This window comes from Paenibacillus sp. FSL R5-0527, assembly GCF_038008055.1.
Lineage (GTDB): Bacteria > Bacillota > Bacilli > Paenibacillales > Paenibacillaceae > Fontibacillus > Fontibacillus macerans.
This window is the reverse complement of record NZ_JBBOYI010000001.1, coordinates 5,572,121-5,592,999: the sequence shown is the minus strand read 5'-3', so window position 1 is coordinate 5,592,999 and position 20,879 is coordinate 5,572,121. Positions and strand designations below refer to the sequence as shown.

19 protein-coding genes and 2 pseudogenes are annotated in these 20,879 nt (G+C 55.8%); 14 read left to right on the top strand and 7 right to left on the bottom strand.

Annotation, left to right across the window (positions count from 1 at the left end):
* The first annotated feature begins 27 nt into the window (after window positions 1–27).
* Window positions 28–1,047 carry a DNA polymerase III subunit delta gene (gene holA / locus NYE69_RS24875; RefSeq protein WP_340928347.1) on the top strand — a complete coding sequence of 340 codons (1,020 nt, stop codon included), beginning with the start codon at window positions 28–30 and terminating at the stop codon, window positions 1,045–1,047.
* A gap of 125 nt (window positions 1,048–1,172) precedes the next feature.
* Here the strand turns inward: holA and rpsT are convergent, their stop codons facing one another.
* A complete protein-coding gene (rpsT, locus tag NYE69_RS24870) occupies window positions 1,173–1,448 on the bottom strand; it encodes a 30S ribosomal protein S20 (RefSeq protein WP_340928344.1) in 276 nt (91 codons plus the stop codon).
* A gap of 207 nt (window positions 1,449–1,655) precedes the next feature.
* On the opposite strand from rpsT, the gene gpr reads away from it, so the two are divergent.
* The 4 genes from gpr (at window position 1,656) to NYE69_RS24850 (ending at window position 5,952) form a co-directional block, all read left to right on the top strand.
* Entirely contained in the window at window positions 1,656–2,672 is a 1,017-nt protein-coding gene (gene gpr / locus NYE69_RS24865; protein ID WP_340928342.1) for a GPR endopeptidase, read from the top strand.
* 181 nt (window positions 2,673–2,853) lie between these two features.
* Window positions 2,854–4,176 carry a stage II sporulation protein P gene (locus NYE69_RS24860; protein WP_340928341.1) on the top strand — a complete coding sequence of 441 codons (1,323 nt, stop codon included), beginning with the start codon at window positions 2,854–2,856 and terminating at the stop codon, window positions 4,174–4,176.
* 26 nt (window positions 4,177–4,202) lie between these two features.
* On the top strand, window positions 4,203–4,748 hold the full coding sequence (locus NYE69_RS24855; RefSeq protein WP_340928339.1) for a hypothetical protein: 546 nt from the start codon (window positions 4,203–4,205) through the stop codon (window positions 4,746–4,748).
* 121 nt (window positions 4,749–4,869) lie between these two features.
* The gene (locus tag NYE69_RS24850) at window positions 4,870–5,952 is read left to right on the top strand and encodes a LacI family DNA-binding transcriptional regulator (protein ID WP_340928337.1); all 1,083 of its coding nucleotides are present in this window, start codon (window positions 4,870–4,872) and stop codon (window positions 5,950–5,952) included.
* 70 nt (window positions 5,953–6,022) lie between these two features.
* On the opposite strand, the gene NYE69_RS24845 is transcribed toward NYE69_RS24850, so the two are convergent.
* The 4 genes and pseudogenes from NYE69_RS24845 to NYE69_RS24830 all read right to left on the bottom strand — a co-directional run.
* Window positions 6,023–7,204: a glycoside hydrolase family 130 protein gene (locus tag NYE69_RS24845; protein ID WP_340928336.1), complete on the bottom strand. Its 1,182-nt coding sequence runs from the start codon at window positions 7,202–7,204 to the stop codon at window positions 6,023–6,025.
* A 34-nt stretch (window positions 7,205–7,238) separates the two neighbouring features.
* Entirely contained in the window at window positions 7,239–8,429 is a 1,191-nt protein-coding gene (locus NYE69_RS24840; RefSeq protein WP_340928335.1) for an AGE family epimerase/isomerase, read from the bottom strand.
* A 22-nt stretch (window positions 8,430–8,451) separates the two neighbouring features.
* Window positions 8,452–8,670, bottom strand: coding sequence for a glycoside hydrolase family 113 (locus NYE69_RS24835; RefSeq protein ID WP_340928333.1), 219 nt, complete (start codon window positions 8,668–8,670; stop codon window positions 8,452–8,454).
* A gap of 203 nt (window positions 8,671–8,873) precedes the next feature.
* Window positions 8,874–9,488: pseudogene (locus tag NYE69_RS24830) on the bottom strand (substrate-binding domain-containing protein); the annotation flags it as partial.
* Between the two features lie 2 nt (window positions 9,489–9,490).
* On the opposite strand from NYE69_RS24830, the pseudogene NYE69_RS24825 reads away from it, so the two are divergent.
* The 9 genes and pseudogenes from NYE69_RS24825 to dnaJ form a co-directional block, all read left to right on the top strand.
* Window positions 9,491–9,852, top strand: a pseudogene (locus NYE69_RS24825) (ABC transporter permease subunit); the annotation flags it as partial.
* A 37-nt stretch (window positions 9,853–9,889) separates the two neighbouring features.
* Window positions 9,890–10,558 carry a glycoside hydrolase family 130 protein gene (locus NYE69_RS24820; RefSeq protein ID WP_445744788.1) on the top strand — a complete coding sequence of 223 codons (669 nt, stop codon included), beginning with the start codon at window positions 9,890–9,892 and terminating at the stop codon, window positions 10,556–10,558.
* Window positions 10,559–10,719: 161 nt separating this feature from the next.
* Entirely contained in the window at window positions 10,720–12,537 is a 1,818-nt protein-coding gene (gene lepA, locus NYE69_RS24810; protein WP_036621246.1) for a translation elongation factor 4, read from the top strand.
* A 589-nt stretch (window positions 12,538–13,126) separates the two neighbouring features.
* A complete protein-coding gene (gene hemW, locus NYE69_RS24805) occupies window positions 13,127–14,341 on the top strand; it encodes a radical SAM family heme chaperone HemW (RefSeq protein ID WP_328272176.1) in 1,215 nt (404 codons plus the stop codon).
* A gap of 185 nt (window positions 14,342–14,526) precedes the next feature.
* On the top strand, window positions 14,527–14,994 hold the full coding sequence (locus tag NYE69_RS24800; protein WP_036621250.1) for an N-acetyltransferase: 468 nt from the start codon (window positions 14,527–14,529) through the stop codon (window positions 14,992–14,994).
* Window positions 14,995–15,094: 100 nt separating this feature from the next.
* Window positions 15,095–16,126, top strand: a complete 1,032-nt coding sequence (gene hrcA, locus NYE69_RS24795) for a heat-inducible transcriptional repressor HrcA (RefSeq protein WP_036621253.1) — start codon at window positions 15,095–15,097, stop codon at window positions 16,124–16,126.
* 106 nt (window positions 16,127–16,232) lie between these two features.
* The gene (gene grpE / locus NYE69_RS24790) at window positions 16,233–16,820 is read left to right on the top strand and encodes a nucleotide exchange factor GrpE (RefSeq protein WP_328272175.1); all 588 of its coding nucleotides are present in this window, start codon (window positions 16,233–16,235) and stop codon (window positions 16,818–16,820) included.
* 56 nt (window positions 16,821–16,876) lie between these two features.
* Window positions 16,877–18,727 carry a molecular chaperone DnaK gene (gene dnaK / locus NYE69_RS24785; protein WP_036621256.1) on the top strand — a complete coding sequence of 617 codons (1,851 nt, stop codon included), beginning with the start codon at window positions 16,877–16,879 and terminating at the stop codon, window positions 18,725–18,727.
* A 156-nt stretch (window positions 18,728–18,883) separates the two neighbouring features.
* On the top strand, window positions 18,884–20,002 hold the full coding sequence (gene dnaJ / locus NYE69_RS24780) for a molecular chaperone DnaJ (RefSeq protein WP_340928329.1): 1,119 nt from the start codon (window positions 18,884–18,886) through the stop codon (window positions 20,000–20,002).
* A gap of 88 nt (window positions 20,003–20,090) precedes the next feature.
* Here dnaJ and NYE69_RS24775 read toward each other — a convergent pair whose 3' ends face one another.
* Both NYE69_RS24775 and NYE69_RS24770 read right to left on the bottom strand, forming a co-directional pair.
* Complete coding sequence (locus NYE69_RS24775) at window positions 20,091–20,375, bottom strand: YxcD family protein (protein ID WP_036621261.1); 285 nt, start codon at window positions 20,373–20,375, stop codon at window positions 20,091–20,093.
* A 2-nt stretch (window positions 20,376–20,377) separates the two neighbouring features.
* On the bottom strand, window positions 20,378–20,815 hold the full coding sequence (locus NYE69_RS24770; protein WP_036621264.1) for a hypothetical protein: 438 nt from the start codon (window positions 20,813–20,815) through the stop codon (window positions 20,378–20,380).
* Window positions 20,816–20,879: the final 64 nt, after the last annotated feature.

Here is a 20,879-nt window from a genome sequence, read left to right as displayed (position 1 = left end):
CAATGCGTTTGGGAAGGAGAGGCCGAATTGGACGCCAAAACAGCGGTAAAAGAGATCAAACAGGGGCGGATCTCCCCGTTATATTTATGCTACGGCACGGAGAAGTATCAAATTCAGGAGTTTGTCGGGCTGCTCCAGGACAAGCTGGTCGACCGGAATCAAAAGGACTTCGCCATGGCGGTGTTCGATCTGGCGGAGACGCCGATTGAAGCGGTGGTGGAGGAGGCCGAGACGCTGCCTTTTCTCGTCGAGCGCAAGCTGATCGTCGTCCGCGATGCCGGATTGTTTACGTCCGGTAAAGAGGGCGGCAAAATCGAGCATAAAGCGGAGGCGCTGCAGACGTATATCGGCAATCCGGCGGAGCACAGCGTCATCGTGTTTGTCGTTTACGCCGAGAAGCTGGACGAACGCAAAAAAATCGTGAAGGCGATGAAGGCTTCCGGGACGGCCTTGTCGTTTATGCCGCTCGGTGGGGGCGAGCTGGTGCAGTGGGTGGTGCACGAGGTGGAGAAGCGCGGCTGCCGGATCGGCAAGGAAGCCGCGGAGGCGCTGATCGCGGCCGGCGGCGTGCACATGGCCGCGCTGGCGGCGGAGGCGGACAAGCTGTGCCTGTACGCCGGAGCCGGGGGCACGATCGACACGGCCGCCGTCGAGCAGCTTGTGGCCCGCAGCACGGAGCAGAACGTGTTCGCGATGGTCGAGCATATCGCCGCGCTGCGGCTGGAGAAGGCGCTCGGCATTTTCTACGAGCTGCTCAAGCAGCGCGAGGAACCGATCAAGATCGCGGCGCTGATCGCCCGCCAGTTCCGGATTATGATGCAGGTGAAGGAGCTGGGCCGGCAAAGCTACTCGCAGCAGCAAATCGCCTCGCAGCTTGGCCTGCACCCCTATGTCGTGAAGCTGGCCGGCGAGCAGGCGCGGAAGTTCGAAGCCGGGCGGCTGCGGGATATTTTATCCGAGCTCGCCGAACTGGATTACCGGATGAAAAGCGGCGGCGTCGACAAGGTGCTCGGTTTGGAGCTGTTTTTGCTTAAATTGGGGGCTTGACCTGCACGTACGCGCTGTTTCCGGCCGCCCGGACCGGGGCTCCCGGAATCAACCAAAAAGACCTGAACGAAAATCGTTCAGGTCTTTTTGGGCTTAGTTGTTTGATGCTCTTATAATTAACGCGCTTACGCTTGTTGGGACGCAAGGGCGTTCAATTTTTTGGCCAAGCGGGATTTCTTGCGGGCTGCTGCGTTTTTGTGGATCAAGCCTTTCGTTACGGCTTTGTCCAATTTTTTGGTAGCAGCGGCGAAAGCAGCTTTGGCTGCTTCAACTTCGTTAGCCGCCAGAGCGCTGTCGGCGGCTTTAACGGCCGTACGCAGGGCGGATTTTTGCGAAGCGTTAAGAGCGCGGCGCTTTTCGCTAGTTTTTACACGTTTGATTGCGGATTTAATGTTAGGCATTGCATTCACCTCCTGTAAAGCATATATCATCCCAGATGATTCACAACTTAAAACATTTTATCACGCAGCACCGCAAAAAGCAATAAAATCATGCTTCTCCCCATGGACAGACGGGCAATAGTTGGGCGGGGAACGATGAACGGATGAATAATCACTTTGCCTCTCCCGCACAATAAAGGCAACTAGAGGAAATGGAGGTCTTATGGGATGAATCTGGATTTACGGAAATATTCCGTGCGAACCGATTTGGCCGTTGAAGCGAAGGAGATGGCGGAGACGGCTCACGGCGGGCCGGTGCAGGGCTTAAACGAGGAGGTAACCGAGCAGGACGGCATTAAAATCACCCGGCTCGACGTCACCGATGACGCCGCTTCGCGGCAAATCGGCAAGGTCAAGGGCCATTACATTACGATCGAGGTTCCGGGACTCCGCAATCAGGACACCGAACTGCAGGAGAAGGTTGCCGCCGCTTTTGCCAAAGAATTCACCGCATTTTTAAATAAAATCGGAGTCGGCAGCCATGCCAAAACGCTGGTCGTCGGTCTCGGGAACTGGAATGTGACGCCCGACGCCTTGGGCCCTTTGGTCGTGGAGAACGTGCTGGTGACCCGCCATTACTTTGAGCTTGCGCCGGATCAGGTGGCTCCGGGGTACCGCCAGGTCAGCGCCGTAGCCCCCGGGGTGCTGGGGGTTACCGGCATCGAATCGAGCGAAGTGGTACAGGGCATCGTGGACCGGACCCGGCCCGATCTGATCATCGCGATCGACGCGCTGGCCTCCCGTTCGCTCGAGCGGGTGAATACGACGATTCAAATCGCCGATATCGGCATTCACCCCGGTTCCGGCATCGGCAATAAAAGAAGGGGGCTGACGCAGGAGATCCTGGGCATCCCGTGCATCGCGATCGGCGTGCCGACGGTCTGTTACGCTTCGACGATCGTGAACAACGTATTTGATTTGATGAAGTCGCATTTCAATCAGGAAGCCGGCGAAGGCAAGCAGGCGCAAACGAAGCAGATCATGGGCTTGCTTACCGAGCTCAGCGAAAACGAAAGATTGGGGCTCGTCAAAGAGGTGCTGGACCCGCTCGGCCATGACTTGATCGTTACACCGAAGGAGATCGACGAATTTATCGAGGATGTCGCGAACGTGATCGCAAGCGGGCTGAACATCTCCCTGCATGAAGCCGTTACGCCGGAAAACGTCGCGTCCTATACCCATTAATTCCGGGCAGCCGGCCCGAAACGCAAATATTGAACACGGTTTTCGTCAACCGCTGAAAAAGATCCGCTAGCCAAATCTAGCGGATTTCTTTTTTTTGGGAGAATTTGAGGTTCTACCCTAGCAGCTAGGTTCATAGATTTGGGATATGAAGATTGAAAGCGGCTGGAGGAGGACATGCGAAATGAAATTCAGAGCTTTGAACATTGCGAAATTAAGACGGAACCTGCTGTACGTATTGGCGATGGGTAGGACCTTTTTGCTGCTGACGGTCATGTCGGTCGTATTTTTTATCCTGCTGGGCGTGTTCGGGATTGCCGAGAAACAGCTTAACACCTCGCCGGTTTCTTCGATGAAGGGGCTGGCGGCTTCCCTGTCCAGCGGTTTCTTTATGGAGATGGTCGGGATGGAGCTTCCGCATGCGGCTCCAACCAACGAAACGCCCGCGATTTCGGGAAAACACATGACGAATTTCGTGTTCCAACTGTTGACCGACGTCAACCCGTCCGATCCGAAAAGCCTGGTTGCCCGTGAGGTGCCGGGGCTTGGCGCGGACAGTCCGATTTTGCTGCGAACCGGCTCGGGCAACGGGCTGGCGCAGGCGCCCGAAGATTACCGGCCCGGAAACGGGGCCCACGGGAGCGCCCCGGATCATCCGGAGCCGGACGAGGATGGCCAGGATGGGACGAACCCGGGCGGGGAGGGCGAGGGCGGCACGCCGGAGAATGGCGGCGCCTCGGACGCTCAGAAACCGGAGCAGGGCGCGGACGCGGAGGAGCCATCGCTCAAACCCGGCAACAAAAACATCGTTATGATCTACCATTCTCATCCGCAAGAATCGTATAATCCGGTCCTGGGGACGAATGTCGACAACCCCAGCTCGGCGGAAAAGATGAAAAACGTCAGCCTGGTCGGCGACGCGCTGGCCAAGGAGCTCGAGAAGAAAGGCATTGCCACGCTGCATTCGTACGAAAATTATGCGGACAAAGTTAGCAATTACAACTACAACTATTCATATAAATATTCGCGGGAGACCGTAAAAACGGCAATGGCCGAAAACGGGCAGCTGAAGTACTTTATCGACATTCACCGCGACTCGCAGCGCCACGACAAAACGACGACAACGATCGGCGGACAGTCCTACGCGCAGGTGTATTTTATCATCGGGCACGGCAACGAGAATTGGCGTTTGAACGAAGCCTTCGCCAGCTCCATCCACGAGCGCATGGAGAAGTCGTATCCCGGCATCTCGCGCGGCATTTGGGGCAAAACGTCGTCGCAGGGCAACGGGGAATACAACCAATCCTTATCGCCGAACAGCGTGCTGATCGAAATCGGCGGGATCGACAACACTCAGGAGGAGCTGGATCGGACCGCCAAAGTGCTCGCCGGCATCCTTGCCGATTTGTACTGGGAAAGCCAGGAGGCGGAAAAAGCCGGATCCTTGACGAAAGGCGGCGGGAAGCAAGAGACGGGCGAAGCGGCGCAGACAAGCAAGAAATCGTAGACCGGATTCGGGAGGACGGGGAGATCATGGCCAAAACGACGCGAAAAATATTGCTGTACGGCATTCTGCTTGCGGCGGGCGTGACGCTGGGGATGCAGCTGGCGGATAGCGGGACCGCAACCGTTTATGGGCCGGGGTATTCCGGCGGCGAAGCCGGCGCAACCGGACAATTTCCGCAGGGTTACGGGAGCGCTGGGAGCGGATACGCTTCTTCGGCTTGGCCCGCGAATTCCGCCCAGGGCGGGTCCGGCTGGCAAGGGGGGAACTCCGCTCCCGGCCCGGGTTACGGCTACGGAGGGTATAACTACTATTACAACGGTGTAAACGGCGGGTATGAAACGGGAGGCAACAGCGGCGGTCCGCTCCCCTCGCAGGGCTTCTCTTCGGGGAACGGGGCCCAGACCGGTCCATCCGGGGGGAATTCCGCCGTGCAGACGCCCGCCGACCTGCTGCTGCCGCCCCAGCCCCCGCCGCCTGTGGACCGCTTCGCCGACAAAGCGGCGCATTTGCTGCAGCAGGCATCGCAAAAGAGCATCCATTGGGTCGCCTCTTTATTCGATCAAACGAAATGATGAGTCCCGCTCTCCGGGGAAACTTACGGATTTACGGTTTATAACAGGTGCCGGCTTTGTTATACTATTGTTAGATTGTTATTTGAACCGTTAGTAAGACTATTCGGAGGTAGGAACCCGCTTGAAAAAAGTTACGATGCAGCAAATCGCCGATCATTTGGGTGTCTCAAAGTTCGTCGTTTCCAAGGCGTTATCCGGTAAAGGCGGAGTCAGCGAGTCCACCAAGGAGCGGGTCATTCAGGCCGCTTCCCGGCTCGGCTATTTTAATCAAAAGAATGGATACGTTAAAAACATCGTTCCCGCCGGGGCGCCGCTCTCCCCATCCGCCGGCAAGCAGTCGGTGCTGGTGCTGATGCCCAATATCCGGTTTCAAAACAAGGAGTCGCTTTATTGGGGAAGATTGCTGGAGGGGATATCCCGCGAGCTTGAGCAGCAAGGACTCGGGATGATTATCGTTTCGGAGCCGCGGGGGGAGAACTTCATGAGCATCCTGAACCCGGAGGGCATTCTCGGCATGGTGGGCGTCGGCCAGATCGCGACCTCGCTGCTGCTTGAGGTACACCGGAGCGGACTGCCGATGGTGCTGGTCGATCATGAAGATCCGCTGATTCCGAGCGATACGGTTTTTGCCAACAACCTGGACGGCATGGCGAGGCTAACCAATCATTTGATCGGTTTGGGACATCGCCAGTTGCATTTTGTGGGGAGCTCCGCATTTTCGCGAAGCTTCCGCGATCGCTGGCTCGGCTTTCGCAGCGCTTTGGAGGAGAACGGTTTGACCCCGCAGGCGGCTGACGATCCGATGCTGAAGCTGGAAGGCGTGGAGACCGGGGCGTTCCATGGCGATGTGGCCGCCTGGCTTCAGCGCCGGAAAAAAACGCGTTCCCTGCCGACGGCGCTGGTGTGCGCGAACGACGCGATCGCCGTGAACGTGTGCTCGGCCCTGGACGAGCTGGGGTTATCGGTCCCCGGGGATATCGCCGTGACCGGGTTCGACAACATCGATGACGCGGCGCGCCATGCACCGTCGATTACGACGGTGAACGTCCCGAAGGAGGAACTGGGCCAGCGCGCGGTGAAGAAGCTGTTGGACAGGCTGGCCAATCCGGGCGGGCCGCAGGAGAAAATCATGATTTCGGTAGAGATGGTCTACCGGAATTCCACCTCCGAACCGACAGGAGAGGCCGGAACCGCGCGGAATTGACCGCCAACCGCAGAAAAAGCGCGAGCCGCAAAGGGATTGCCTTTGCAGTTCGCGCTTTTTATTTACCTATTTATTGTTCGGCCAAAAACCGTTCGTTGCGCTCGACCAGGCCCAGTCTTTGTTGAACGCAAGCGTAGGAGCGAAGCGGGTCCTCCGGCGTGTTCATCGCATAGTCGAGCAGCCGGTCAACGGTTGAGGCGGCGACATGGATACGCGTGTCGGAGGAAGCGTAGTAAATGAACACATCTCCGTTATCGCGGGCGATCACGCCGTTGCAGAACACGACGTTCGACACGTCGCCGACCCGCTCTTCGCCTTCCGGGGCGATCAGATGGCCGCCGGGACGATGCGTTACGCGCTGCGGCTCCTTAAGGTCCGACAGGAAGGCGTACAGCACGTACCGCAGTCCCGCCGCCGTCCCCCGCACGCCGTGGGCGATGTGCAGCCAGCCTTTGTCCGTTTTGATCGGGGCCGGACCCTGGCCGTTTTTGACCTCTTTAATCGTATGGTATTTCCGGTCGTCAACGATGATCTCCTCCTCGATCACCGCGTTTTCGATCGAATCCGACAGCCCCCAGCCGATGCCGCCGCCGGACCCAGCGTCGATAAAGCCGTCCTGCGGCCGGGTGTAGAACGCGTATTTGCCGTTCACGAATTCCGGGTGCAGCACGACGTTGCGCTGCTGCGGGGATTTCGTCTTCAGATCGGCCAGGCGCTCCCAGGCGACTAGATCCTTGGTGCGGGCGATGCCGCATTGGGCCACGGCGCTCGACAGGTCGCCGCGCGGAGCGTCCGAATCTTTCCGTTCCGTGCAGAACAGGCCGTAAATCCAGCCGTCTTCGTGGCGCACGAGCCGCATGTCGTACACGTTTACGTCCGGATCTTCGGTTTCCGGCATCACGATCGGGTGATCCCAAAAGCGGAAGCCGTCCACGCCGTTATCGCTTTCCGCCACAGCGAAGAACGATTTGCGGTCTACGCCTTCGACCCGGGCGACGAGATAAAATTTGCCGTTTAGCTCGATCGCCCCCGGGTTGAATACGCCGTTTACGCCAAGACGTTCCATGAAATACGGATTTGTCTCCGGATTGAAATCGTATTTCCAGATCAGCGGCGCGTGTTCCGCCGTCAAAACCGGATAACGGTAGCGGTCGTAGATTCCGTTGCCATAAGGGAGCTTTTCGTTGCGGCGGTTGATTAATTGCCCGTAACGCTCCATCAATTGCTGCTTTCTTTCCTCAAACAGATTCATTCTTTTTTCCTCCGTATCATTGAAATTAAAAGTTCTATCCCTGCAAACGTCCCAGCATTTCCAGACAAGCCCGGCTGTTATGGTACGGGCATTTCCACGGGCTGACCTTCGGCTCTCCCGGCAGGGGGGCGCCGCTCTGATCCACGCCCCAGAACCATTCGCCATGTTCCCGGTCGATCAGGTACGTTTGGATGAACTTCCAGGAATTTGCCGCGGCGGTCCGGTATCGCTCATCGCCGGTCAACTGATAGGCGTTATAGAAGCCGACCATCGCTTCCGCCTGGGGCCACCAATCCTTGTTCGTATCGGTCAGTCCGCTTGGGCCGGCCTCGTTCCAAAGGCCCCCGTCTTTGTCCACGCCTTCGTTGTAAACCGCTTCCGCCATCGCCGCAGCCGTTTCTTTTACACGCTGCAGCAGGGCGGGATCGCCGAGCGCCTCGGCGGCTTCGACGAGCAGCCAGCTGCCTTCGATGTCATGCCCGTAGGAGATATGGCGGCTCTTGACCTGCCATTCCTCATCAAAAAACAGCCAAAAATGAGCCTTTTGCGGGTCGATGATATGATCCAGCGTCACCTCGATCAGCTCGGACAGGCTGTGCCGCAGCTCGGGGGATTTCCATACCCGGTACAGGTTGGTGTACGCCTCCAGCACGTGCAGATGGGTGTTCATCGATTTCTTTTCGTTCAGGTCCTTGTTGCTGAGGCTGAAGTCGCCGGTTTGCTTCCAGTCGCGGGACAAAGCCTCGATATATCCTTTATGCACAGGGTCATAGCTGTGCTTCTCAAGCAGGCGGTAGATATCCGCCGCCAAATCCAGCGCCTCCCGGTTCGAAGTGGCGAGGGCATATTCGGCCAAGGCGTAAATGACGAACGCTTGACCGTAAACCTGCTTTTTATCCTGGGCCGGACGCCCCTCGCAATCGACCATCCAGTACAAGCCGCCATGCTCGCGGTCCAGGAAATGCTCCAGCAGATAATCGTAGGCGCGCTGCGCCGTCTCCAGATATTCTTCGGAAGGGAAGAGACGGTGGGCGGAAGCAAAGGTCCACAAAATCCGGGCATTCAGCACCAGTCCTTTGTCGGCTTGGCGCTCGGGTTTCAATTCTTGATCGATAAAGCCGATGAACCCGCCGCGCTCGGTATCGACCGTATGGTTGATCCAAAACGGCAAAATGTTGTCCTGCAGCTCTTGCCGCAGTTGTTGTAACCAATCGAGTTTGTCCATGGGGAATGTGCCTCCTTATCGCTTATGGTAAAAATAGTTTGGCGGCGTATGCTTCGGCGACGACAGCTTCGGCGCGTTTGCCGTAAATGCAGTAGCCGTCATCGGCAGCGGCTTGCTCGCGGCCGTAAAGCTGCGCCGGCCAATCCCGCAGCATGAAGCCGCGCACCCAGTCGCGTTCTCCGCATTTTTCATAAATCCCCAGGTCATTCCGGCCACATAAGGCGCTAACGAATTCATGCAAGAGCTCACCTCGCCAGTTTAAATTTCTGAATTCTGTTATCATTTGTTATATTAATTTTGATAACAAATTATGATTATGACATTACTATATATCTAAAGATCAGGAGAATTCAACACTTTAATTTTGTGGTTTGTTAGCCTGAACAAACTATCAAACGCAAAAAAACCGCCGATAGCGGCGGTTTTTGATGTTCGTCAGAAGAGCTATTTATTGATTGTTTTTACAGAATCCCGGTAAATGATTTTGCCGTGCACCAGCACGCGGCCGATATGCCGGCTAGGGTTGGCCACTTTATCCATGATCGTTTTGACGGCCGTGCGGGCCATTTGCTCGATGTCTACTTCGACCGTCGTCAACTGCGGGGTGGAGAGCGTAGCGTACAGATCGTTGTCGAAACCGACCACGGAGCAGTCGTCCGGCACGCGGTAACCCATGGCATTCAAGCGCTCGCATAGAATGTAAGCGACCTGGTCGCAGTTGCAGACGAAGGCTGTGGGCATTTTTTCCGGAAACACGATATCGATGTATCTGCCATGCTCGTCGCGGTCGTTCAGCAGCAGCCGGTCTTCAAAAACCATGCCGTGCTCGAGCAGCGATTTGTAATAACCGAGATAACGGTCCTGGATGCTGCTGGTGGAATAAATGTTGCCCACGTAAGCGATATCGCGGTGACCGCATTGAATCAAATAGTTGGTGATTTCATAGGCTCCGTAAAAATTGTCCGTGACGATCGAATCGATTGCGGCGTGTTCGTCGTAAAAATCGAGAAGCAGCTTGGGCAAATCCATGTTTTGCACCGTTTCGATATACTTCTTGCTCTATTTTCATGCAGTTTCTCGACTCGATTTCCGAATCGCTGGATGAATCGGCCATGCTGGACGGGGCGTCGTATTTCACGATTTTTGGAAAATCATTTTACCTTTGCTTGCACCGGCCATCGTTACGGTGATTATCGTTTAAGGCGTCAACATTTACAACGATTTTTATACGCCGTTCCTGTATATGCCCAGCGAGGATCTGCAGGTGATATCGACCGCGCTGTTCAAGTTCAAAGGACCTTACGGCTCGCAGTGGGAAGTCATCTGCGCGGGAATCATGATCACGATCGTGCCGATCCTGATCGCCTTTATCTCCCTGCAAAAATTCATCTACAACGGCTTTGCGCAAGGCTCGGTCAAATAAATTAACCTAAATCAAGTGGAATGAAAGGAGCAATCTTATGAGTACAGTAAAAATTATCGGAGAAACCTTGCCGAACATCCCGTGGCAGGAGAAACCGGCTGATGCGGCCGGGCCGGTGTGGAGACATAGCGGGAATCCGGTTATCGATAGAAATCCGGCCAAAGGCATCGCCCGTATTTTCAACAGCGCCGTAGTCCCGTACGAAGGCCGCTTCGTCGGCGTCTTCCGTGCCGAAACGATCAATGGCCGCCCGCATCTGCACCTGGGTTGGAGCGAGGACGGCTACGGCTGGAAGATCGACGAGGAGCGCATTCCTTTCACGGATGAGGACGGCAAGCCGTTTCAGCCGCGATATGCCTATGATCCGCGGCTGGTGAAGGTGGGAGATACCTATTATATCATCTGGTGTACGGATTTTTACGGCGCGTCGATCGGTGTGGCCAAAACGCGGGATTTCCAATCGTTCGTGCGCCTGGAAAATCCATTCCTGCCGTTTAACCGCAACGGCGAATTGGACCCGCTGCACGAGACACAGGAAGCGTTCTTCAACAAACTGGGATATATCGACATTCAGAATCTGGCCGACCGTATCTCGGCGAAGGTCATCTTCGTGACGGGCTTGGCCGATTCGATTTGTCCGCCTTACACGCAGTTTGCGGCCTATAACAAGATCGTTTCCGCGAATGGAGTTGGTCGTTTATCATGAATACGGCCATGAATATTTGCCTTATTTGGGCGACCGCGTCCTGCAGGAGATGCTGAAGCTGTAGATAATAACGAGAATGCGCGCCCGTACCGATTGATGCCAGCCCCTGCAACTGATATAATAAATTGATTGGACTTCAACGATTTGTGGTGGGGGTAAGGATGACTGATATCAGAGCAAGACAACAAAAAATTCGCAATTTCTGCATCATTGCACATATAGACCATGGCAAATCGACGCTGGCCGACCGGATTTTGGAATATACCGGGGCGCTGTCTTCCAGGGAAATGCAGGAGCAGGTGCTCGACCAGATGGATCTGGAGCGTGAACGCGGGATTACGATCAAGCTGCAGGCGGTGCGCTTGGCTTACCGTGCGGATGACGGCGAGGAATATTTGCTGAACCTGATCGACACGCCGGGACACGTCGACTTCACGTACGAGGTTTCCCGCAGCCTGGCGGCCTGCGAAGGGGCATTGCTCGTCGTGGACGCCGCCCAGGGGATCGAAGCCCAGACGCTGGCCAACGTTTATCTGGCGCTGGACAACAACCTGGAGATTTTGCCTGTCATCAATAAAATCGATCTGCCCAGCGCCGATCCGGACCGGGTGAAGCAGGAGGTCGAGGACGTCATCGGGCTCGACGCCAGCGAGGCCGTGCTGGCTTCGGCCAAAGCGGGGATCGGGATCAAGGAGATCCTGGAACAGGTCGTGCAGAAGGTGCCGGCGCCGTCGGGCGATCCGGACCGTCCGCTTAAAGCGCTCATTTTCGATTCGCATTACGATCCGTACAAAGGCGTTATCGTATATGTACGCGTCATTGACGGCCATATCAAAGCCGGCTCGAAAATCAAAATGATGGCCACGGACAAAACGTTCGAGGTCATCGAGGTCGGCGCGTTCAAGCCGCGGATGACGATCGTGGACGAGCTGAACGTCGGCGACGTCGGCTTTATTGTGGCCGGCATCAAGACGGTCGGCGACACCCGGGTCGGCGATACGGTGACGGACGCGAAGAATCCGACGCCCGAACCGCTGCCGGGTTACCGCAAAATCAACCCGATGGTCTTCTGCGGTCTGTATCCGATCGAAACGTCGGATTACAACGATCTGCGCGAAGCCCTGGAGAAGCTGCAGCTCAACGACGCTTCGCTCAGCTTCGAGCCGGAAACGTCCAGCGCGCTAGGCTTCGGATTCCGCTGCGGATTCCTCGGCCTGCTGCACATGGACGTCATCCAGGAGCGGATCGAGCGGGAGTTCAACATCCCGCTGATTACGACCGCGCCAAGCGTTATTTACAAAGTGACGCTGACGAACGGCGAGACGATTTCGATCGACAATCCGTCCAATTATCCGGAAGTCGGCAAAATCGACCACGTGGAGGAGCCTTTCGTCAAGGCGGCGATCATCGTGCCGAACGATTACGTCGGAACGGTGATGGAGCTGTGCCAAAACAAGCGCGGCGAATTCGTGAACATGGAGTATTTGGATACGACGCGCGTGACGATTACTTACCAGATCCCGCTGTCGGAGATCGTTTACGACTTCTTCGACCAGTTGAAATCGGGCACGAAAGGATACGCTTCGTTCGACTACGAGCTGTCGGGATACCGCCAGTCCAATTTGGTAAAGATGGACATTCTGCTGAACGGCGAGCAGGTGGACGCGTTGTCCTTCATCGTGCACCGCGACCGCGCTTACCATCGCGGCCGGATCATTTGCGAGAAGCTGCGCGAGCTGATTCCGCGGCAAATGTTCGAGGTGCCGATCCAGGCTTCGATCGGGACGAAGATCGTCGCACGCGAAACGGTCAAGGCGATGCGCAAAAATGTCCTCGCCAAATGCTACGGCGGCGATATTTCGCGGAAGCGCAAGCTGCTGGAAAAGCAAAAGGAAGGCAAAAAGCGGATGAAGCAGGTCGGCAGCGTCGAGGTGCCGCAGGAAGCGTTTATGGCGGTGCTGAAGATCGACGACAATTAAGCGGGAAGCGATTGAAAGTCGTGAAAGTTGTGAAAGTTGTGAATGCCCCGGAAACCGGCGGCAAGCGGATGAGCTTGCGAGCGTCGAGGCGGCGTAGCAAGTTAAAAGCGATGGATTATGGTGGGAGGAAAGCCGCGGGGCTTTCCTCTTTCAAATAAGCGCTGCGGGCGCAGGCGTGGGAATGGCCGCCCCGGGCGGGAAATTAGCGGTAAGTTATGGCTCGATCAAGAAAAATCGGTGCTTGACAAAACGGCTGCCGGAACGATCCCATAACGATCCGAAATAAAGACACTTTATGTCCTTATTTTTCGCCGCTAAAGTTGCTCAGGCAGCTCAGCCAGCCTGGTTTTACAGGTTTACTTTATTTTTATCAAACGAACGGATATCGCCGGCCGGAATTACGCGCATTTTTGCCCTTATTTCTTGAGGGCTGAAGTAACGGACAGCGGCGAATCGATTTCCGGTTTTAAATGTTTCTACTATTATATAATATGAAATAAATAAAAGTTTAGGAGGCATGACCATGGACCAACAGACGAAGCGGCAGGGACCGGGAATGCCGAACCTTGAGCAGACGGCGGGCGGCGTTATGTCAAGCGGCCAGCCGGCGGCGGAAAGCGCCGCGTCTAACAGCGAAAAAAAGCGGGCACCCCAGGCCGTTTATATACACATTCCGTTTTGCACCAATAAATGCTTTTATTGCGACTTTAACTCCTACGTGCTGAAGGATCAGCCGGTGATGGACTATCTGAAGGCGCTGGACCGCGAGATGGAGCTGACCGTAAGCCAAACGCCGCCCGGCGAGATCCGGACGATTTTTGTCGGGGGCGGGACGCCGACCGTGCTGAATCCGCAGGAGATGGAGTTTTTCCTGGCATCGGTGCGGAAGCATTTCCCGCGCTGGGCGAGCGGTATCGAGTTTACGATGGAGGCCAATCCCGGAACGACCGACCGTGAAAAACTGGCCGTGATGAAAGCGGGCGGGGTCAACCGGGTCAGCTTCGGCGTGCAGGCGTTCCAGAACGAGCTGCTGAGCGGGATCGGCCGGATTCACAACACCGACGACGTGTACCGGAGCTTGGAGAACGCCCGCGCCGCCGGTCTTGACAATCTGTCGATCGACCTGATGTTCGGTCTGCCGAACCAGACGGTGGAAATGCTGGACTACAGCGTCTCCCGCGCGCTTGAGCTAGGGCTGTCCCACTACTCGATCTACAGCCTTAAAGTGGAAGAGAACACGCTGTTCCATACCCTGTACCAGAGAAACCAGCTACCGCTGCCAAGCGAAGAAGATGAGCTAAAAATGTATCTGCTGCTGATGGAGCGGATGGCGCAGGCGGGGTACGAGCAGTACGAGATCAGCAACTTCGCCAAGCCGGGCTACGAAAGCCGCCACAACATCACTTATTGGCGCAACGAAGACTATTACGGTTTGGGCGCGGGCGCGCACGGATATGTAGCAAGACAGCGGCACGTCAACATTAAAGGCGTGAACCCGTATGTGGAAGCGGCCGGCCAAGGCCTGCCCCGGCTGGAACAGTTCGCTGTGTCCCGCGAGGAGGCGATGGAGGATTTCGTGATGGTCGGGCTGCGCATGCTGGACGGTATCCGCAAGGAGGACTTCCGGGCCCAGTTTGGCGCGGCTAGCGAAATGGATCGGATTTTTGCCCGGCCGCTGCAAAAAATGTTGTCGGCCGGACTCCTGGAGCAGCACGAGGATCAAGGCGGCTACCGCCTCAGCCGCCAAGGCGTGTTGTTCGGCAATGAAGTGTTTGCCGAGTTTATCGGCGTATTAACGGTATAACCGAATTTATTCAATCGCAGAATGAACAAAACAGGCAGCCGCCCGGCTTGATATCAAGCGAGGCGGCTGCCTGTTTTAGGCTGGTGCGCAACCTTTAGGATCGGCGAGAAATGGCTTGAAGTTTTATACCTAATCATGTATATTTATTCATATTACATGACTTGGGAGATCGAGGGGGATAAGCAATGCAAGCCGTTGCCGTATGCAGACAGGCGAAACTTGAGGACGTCGAACCTCTTTTTACGATGATTGATGAATATGCCAAGAGAGGGATCATGCTGCCGCGTTCCCGCGCAGTGCTCGAACGTCAGATCAACGATTTCGTCGTCGCGGAAGTGGATGGGCGGGTCGTGGGGTGCGGCTCGCTGTGTAAGCTCGGCGAGGAGCTTGTGGAAATCCGTTCTCTCGGCATCGCCGAAGGGTACAAAGGGCGAGGCCTCGGCTCCATGCTGGTGGAGAAGCTGGTGGAGCAAGCGCGGAAGCTGGCGATCCCGAAAGTGATGGCTTTGACCTATGAGGTTTCATTTTTTGTGAAAAACGGTTTTACGGTGGTAGATAAAGAAATTTTCCCGGAAAAAGTATGGACGGACTGTGTCAACTGCGCAAAGCAGCACTGCTGCGACGAAATAGCCGTGCTTAAGATACTGGACTGACTTGACAATCGTCAGGTCGGTTTGGTATTTTTGTATTAGCGATTAGCACTCTAAGCTAACGAGTGCTAACGGACGATAAATTGGATCAGGAGGGATTGCCATGTTAACGGAACGCCAAAGAATGATATTGACTGCGATTGTGGATGACTATATTCGATCGGCGGAGCCGGTGGGGTCCCGGAGTATTTCCAAACGTGGGGATGTCGGGTACAGCCCGGCGACGATCCGCAACGAGATGGCGGATTTGGAGGAGCTCGGTTTCTTGGAGCAGCCGCATACGTCGGCGGGACGAATACCTTCCATTAAAGGCTACCGTTACTACGTGGATCACCTGACTCCGCTTAATCTGATTACGCCGGAAGAGCTTAAAACCCTCAAGGCTTTTTTTGCCGAGAAGCTGAATGCGGCGGAACAGGTCATTCAGCATGCCGGCACGATTTTATCCCATATGACCAATTACACTTCCATCCTGCTGGGGCCGGAAGTTTTTCATACGTCTTTGCGCCATTTCGGGTTGCTGTCGCTGAACGAGAACACGGCGGTGGCGATCTTGGTCACGAATACGGGACAAGTGGAGAACAAAACCGTGTCCATTCCGGCCGGCGTATCGGTATCGGAGATGGAAAGAGTGGTCAACCTGCTTAACGTTAAGCTTGCGGGGCTGCCGATCTACAAACTGAAAACCGCCCTTTATAACGAAATCGGTCAGGAAATGCAGCGGCATATCGAGCATTTTGAAGAGCTGATGAAGGTGCTTGATCAAGTGCTGGACAGCGGTTCGGACGGGCAGCGCCTGTTCCTGAGCGGGGCTACCAACATGCTGACGCAGCCGGAATTCCGCGATGTGGACAAAGTCAAGAGCATCCTGGATCTGCTGGAGGAGACACCGACGTTGACGAAAATGATGTCTTCGGCATCCCTCGGCTCGGGCATTCAAGTGAGGATCGGCACGGAAAACGACCACGAAGCTTTCGCCAACTGCAGCCTGATCACCGCAACGTATCAAATTGAAGGGGAAACGGTCGGGACGATCGGTATTCTTGGGCCAACCCGGATGGAATACGGCCGGGTGATGCGAATTTTGGACATTTTATCGAAGGATTTGAGCAAATTTTTGTCCCGGCTGCATTAACATGCATGAACTTTGACCCTGACTGCATGTTAAGGAGGTGAACATCTTGAAGGAATCACAGCCAATTCAAGACAACATCAATCACAATGTAGAGGAAGAACAAGAGATGAACGATAACGTTAAAGATGAGCAAAACCTGGAAACGGAAGAGAACAGGCAGGACGAAGCGCTTCAGCAGGAGCCGCAGGAACAGGTGAACGAAGACGAAGCGGCGGGCTCCGCAGCGGAAGGCGGCGCCGCTTTGAGCGGCGAACTGGCAAAATTGCAGGCGGAGAACGAGGAATACCAGCAGCGGCTGCTTCGCGCCCAAGCCGATTTCGATAATTTCCGGCGCCGGACGTTGAAGGAAAAGGAAGAACTGGGAAAATACGCTTCCGCCAAGCTGATTACCGAGCTGCTGCCCGTGATCGATAACTTCGAAAGAGCGATCAGCTCCGCGGGCGAAAGCGCGGATACCAGTTCGTATGCGAAAGGCGTGGAAATGATTTTCCGCCAGCTCGAGGGCGTGCTGAAAGCGGAGGGACTCACTGCGATGGAAGCCGAGGGTACACCGTTTAATCCCGAATTCCATCAGGCGATCATGCAGGTGGAATCCGAGGAATACGAGGAAGGCACCGTCGTCGAGGTCGTGCAAAAGGGATATTTGTTGAAAGACAAAGTGCTGCGCCCGGCGATGGTCAAAGTCAGCGGCTGAACCACATGCTGATACACATAGAAAAACATGCACCTATTTAAGGAGGACATAAGCAAATGAGCAAAGTTATCGGTATTGACCTTGGAACGACCAACTCTTGCGTTGCGGTCATGGAAGGCGGTGAAGCCGTCGTCATTCCGAACCCGGAAGGCGGACGTACGACTCCTTCCGTCGTCGGTTTCAAGAAGGACGGCGAACGGATCGTCGGGGAAACGGCAAAACGCCAGGCGATTACAAACCCGGACCGCACGATCATCTCCATCAAAAGACATATGGGGACGAACCATAAAGAAGCCATCGACGGCAAAGAATTTACGCCGCAGGAGATTTCGGCGATCATTTTGCAGAAGCTGAAATCAGACGCCGAAGCTTATTTGGGCCAACCTGTAACCCAGGCGGTTATCACGGTTCCGGCTTATTTTAACGACAGCCAGCGTCAAGCGACGAAGGATGCCGGGAAAATCGCCGGCCTGGAAGTGCTGCGGATCGTCAACGAACCGACGGCGGCGGCGCTTGCCTACGGCCTGGAGAAAGCCGAGGATCAAACGATCCTGGTTTACGACTTGGGCGGCGGTACGTTCGACGTATCGATTCTGGAGCTGGGCGACGGCTTCTTCGAAGTTAAAGCCACCAGCGGGGACAACCACCTCGGCGGCGACGACTTCGACCAAAAGATCATCGATTATCTGGTGGAAGAGTTCAAAAAGGATCAAGGCATTGACCTCAGCAAGGACAAGGCGGCCGTTCAACGTCTGAAAGACGCCGCCGAAAAAGCGAAAAAAGAATTGTCCGGCGTATTGACGACAACGATTTCCCTGCCGTTCATTACGGTCGTTGACGGCGTGCCGCAGCACTTGGAAGTGAACCTGACCCGCGCCAAATTCGAAGAATTGACGGCGGACCTCGTAGAGCGTACGCTTGGACCGACCCGCCGCGCGCTCAGCGATGCCGGCCTGACTTCGGCCGATATCGATAAAATCGTTCTGGTCGGCGGCTCTACGCGGATTCCGGCCGTTCAGGAAGCGATCAAGAAGCTGACCGGCAAAGAGCCGCACAAAGGCGTCAACCCGGACGAAGTCGTTGCCCTGGGCGCAGCCGTGCAAGCGGGCGTGTTGACCGGCGACGTCAAGGACGTCGTATTGCTCGACGTAACTCCGCTTTCGCTAGGGATCGAAACGGCGGGCGGCGTGTTTACGAAAATGATCGAACGCAACACGACGATCCCGACGAGCAAATCGCAAGTTTTCTCCACTTACGCGGACAATCAGCCTAGCGTGGAAATCCACGTGCTGCAAGGGGAACGCGAGATGGCCGCAGGCAACAAAACGCTCGGCCGCTTTATCCTCGGCGATATTCCGCTCGCGCCTCGCGGCGTGCCGCAAATCGAAGTTACCTTCGATATCGACGCCAACGGGATCGTTAACGTATCGGCGACGGACAAAGGCACCGGCAAGAGCCAAAAAATCACGATCACATCTTCAAGCGGCCTCAGCGACGAAGAAATCGACCGCATGATGAAGGACGCCGAGCTTCACGCCGAAGAAGACAAAAAACGCAAGGAACTGGTCGAAGCGAAGAACAACGCCGATCAGCTCATTTACAGCGTCGACAAAACGCTGAAGGAACTGGGCGATAAAGTGGACGCCGCCGAAACGGAAAAAGCGAACGCGGCGAAAGATGAGCTCAAGAAAGCGGTCGAAAGCGACAATCTGGAGCAAATCAAATCCGCTTCGGAAAAACTGACCGAGATCGTGCAGCAGCTCTCCGTCAAGCTTTACGAGCAGGCTCAGCAAGCCGCCGGGGCAGCCGGCGCCGAAGGTGGGGCAGAAGGCGCTGCGGCCGGCGGTTCAACCCGCGACAATGTCGTGGATGCCGACTATGAAGTTGTTGACGATGACAAGAAGTAAAGCTTAAGGCATCACGGACCGGCAAAGCATTGAATACACTTTGGTAAACTGGGAAGGTCAAAGCGCGGGCGGCTTCCGCACTTTGACTTTCCTTTTGCCGGATTAAGGGAACGGTATAACGCGGCTGGTCCCAAGAGTCAAGACGGGGGTGGAAGGATGGCAGAAAAACGCGATTATTATGAAGTGCTGGGCGTCGGGAAAAACGCCGGCGATGAAGAGATCAAAAAAGCTTATCGCAAGCTGGCCCGCCAATATCACCCGGACGTAAACAAAGCGGCGGATGCGGAAGCGAAGTTTAAAGAAGTGAAGGAAGCCTACGACGTGCTCAGCGATCCGGGCAAACGCTCCCGCTACGATCAATACGGACATGTGGATCCGAATCAGGGCATGGGCGGCGGATTTTCCGGCGCGGATTTTGGCGGATTTGGCGATATTTTCGACATGTTCTTCGGCGGCGGCGGCAGACGCGACCCGAACGCTCCGCAGCGCGGGAACGATTTGCAATATACGATGACGATCGAGTTCGAGGAAGCGGCATTCGGGAAAGAGACCGATATTACGATTCCGCGTACCGAAAACTGCGATACGTGCTCCGGCACCGGCGCAAAACCGGGTACGAAACCGACGGTTTGCTCCGTCTGCCACGGAACCGGACAGCAGGAGGTCGTGCAGAACACGCCTTTCGGCCGCATGGTCAACCGGCGTACCTGTTCCGCCTGCGGCGGCCGGGGCCAGATCATCAAGGAGAAATGCCCGACCTGCTCCGGCAGCGGCAAGGTCAAGAAGCAGCGTAAAATCCACGTGCGGATTCCGGCGGGGGTTGACGACGGCGCTCAGCTGCGGATGACGGGCGAAGGGGAAGGGGGCTTGCGCGGCGGCCCTCCAGGCGACTTGTATATCGTCATCCGCGTGAAGGATCATGAGTATTTCGAGCGGGAAGGCGACGACGTTTATTTGGAAGTGCCGATTACGTTTATGCAGGCGGCGCTGGGCGACGAGATCGAAATCCCGACGCTGACGGAAAAGGTCAAGCTGAAGATTCCGGCCGGTACGCAGACAGGCACTTATTTCCGCCTCAAAGGCAAAGGCATTCCGCGCCTGCGCGGCGTCGGCCAGGGCGACCAGCACGTCAAAGTGGTCTTGGTGACGCCTCGGAAGCTAAGCGAAGAGCAGAAAGAACTGCTGCGTCAATTCGCTTCGCTGGAAGGCGAACATACGCATGAAAATGAGCAATCGTTTTTTGACCGCATGAAACGGGCGTTCCGCGGCGAATGATCGAAGCGGGGCCAAGGCATTACGGCAAGCAAACCAAAACAAGGCCGTCCCAAGAGAATCCGTTCTCTTTGGGGCGGCCTTGTCGCATTTAAGCGTCCTGCCGAATAATCGCGATGATTTCTTCGTGCAGTTCGAGCGTAATATCTTCCCGAAACGTACGCATGCCGTATTCCCGGTAGACGTATTGGATGATCGATTCCATGATATTGGATTCAACCAGGTAACGGCTGCGGCCGTTAACCCACACTTCCGCGGTATAGCCGGTGTCCTCGTCCCAGCTTAGTTCCACCTGCACGTCGGTGGGGCGGACTCCCGTCCTGTCCGCGGTATGGAGACAAATTGCGTTGATGATTTCATCCATGCCGAGAACCATGATTAGTATCTTCCTCCACGCCGGTAATCCTCTTGGCGCGGTTGGCGCTTGAAACGCCGGTATAAGGCGACGGCGGCGGCAACGATCACGTAAATAGCGAGCAGGTTGACGGCAAGTCCAAGCAGGTTGCCGAAGAAGCCCATATTGCCGAACAGCCCCCCGAACAACAGTCCTGCCAGTCCGCCGACCATCAGACCGCGCATAAAGCCGCCGCCGCCAGAAAAGCCTCGCCCCGTCGTGGAACCTACTGTTCCGCCGGTTTTGTTGGTGGCCGCTCCATCGGTCCGCTGGTAATCGCCGGTAGCCGGCTTATTGGGCGACGGGTTGTAAGTTCTTGGACCGGACTTGAAGCCGCCTCGCTTGGCATCGGCCAGATCGGGGGAAACGAAGGCAAATATCAACGTAAATGCCATCATGATCATCATCATTTTTTTCATCATACTAAGCGGACAACCTCCTATAGAGATAAGTATATTCTGTTCTTTAGCAAGTAATACGGACGAG

What these genes read in the sequence shown, in the direction of transcription:
- NYE69_RS24845 (WP_340928336.1), bottom strand. Translation starts at nt 7,204, where the DNA reads ATGAATCTGTTTGAGGAAAGAAAGCAGCAATTGATGGAGCGTTACGGG.
- gpr (WP_340928342.1), top strand. Translation starts at nt 1,656, where the DNA reads ATGAATCTGGATTTACGGAAATATTCCGTGCGAACCGATTTGGCCGTT.
- dnaJ (WP_340928329.1), top strand. Translation starts at nt 18,884, where the DNA reads ATGGCAGAAAAACGCGATTATTATGAAGTGCTGGGCGTCGGGAAAAAC.
- NYE69_RS24840 (WP_340928335.1), bottom strand. Translation starts at nt 8,429, where the DNA reads ATGGACAAACTCGATTGGTTACAACAACTGCGGCAAGAGCTGCAGGAC.
- NYE69_RS24855 (WP_340928339.1), top strand. Translation starts at nt 4,203, where the DNA reads ATGGCCAAAACGACGCGAAAAATATTGCTGTACGGCATTCTGCTTGCG.
- rpsT (WP_340928344.1), bottom strand. Translation starts at nt 1,448, where the DNA reads ATGCCTAACATTAAATCCGCAATCAAACGTGTAAAAACTAGCGAAAAG.
- NYE69_RS24800 (WP_036621250.1), top strand. Translation starts at nt 14,527, where the DNA reads ATGCAAGCCGTTGCCGTATGCAGACAGGCGAAACTTGAGGACGTCGAA.
- NYE69_RS24775 (WP_036621261.1), bottom strand. Translation starts at nt 20,375, where the DNA reads ATGGTTCTCGGCATGGATGAAATCATCAACGCAATTTGTCTCCATACC.
- NYE69_RS24860 (WP_340928341.1), top strand. Translation starts at nt 2,854, where the DNA reads ATGAAATTCAGAGCTTTGAACATTGCGAAATTAAGACGGAACCTGCTG.
- hemW (WP_328272176.1), top strand. Translation starts at nt 13,127, where the DNA reads ATGTCAAGCGGCCAGCCGGCGGCGGAAAGCGCCGCGTCTAACAGCGAA.
- NYE69_RS24770 (WP_036621264.1), bottom strand. Translation starts at nt 20,815, where the DNA reads ATGATGAAAAAAATGATGATGATCATGATGGCATTTACGTTGATATTT.
- dnaK (WP_036621256.1), top strand. Translation starts at nt 16,877, where the DNA reads ATGAGCAAAGTTATCGGTATTGACCTTGGAACGACCAACTCTTGCGTT.
- NYE69_RS24820 (WP_445744788.1), top strand. Translation starts at nt 9,890, where the DNA reads ATGAGTACAGTAAAAATTATCGGAGAAACCTTGCCGAACATCCCGTGG.
- grpE (WP_328272175.1), top strand. Translation starts at nt 16,233, where the DNA reads ATGAACGATAACGTTAAAGATGAGCAAAACCTGGAAACGGAAGAGAAC.
- lepA (WP_036621246.1), top strand. Translation starts at nt 10,720, where the DNA reads ATGACTGATATCAGAGCAAGACAACAAAAAATTCGCAATTTCTGCATC.
- hrcA (WP_036621253.1), top strand. Translation starts at nt 15,095, where the DNA reads ATGTTAACGGAACGCCAAAGAATGATATTGACTGCGATTGTGGATGAC.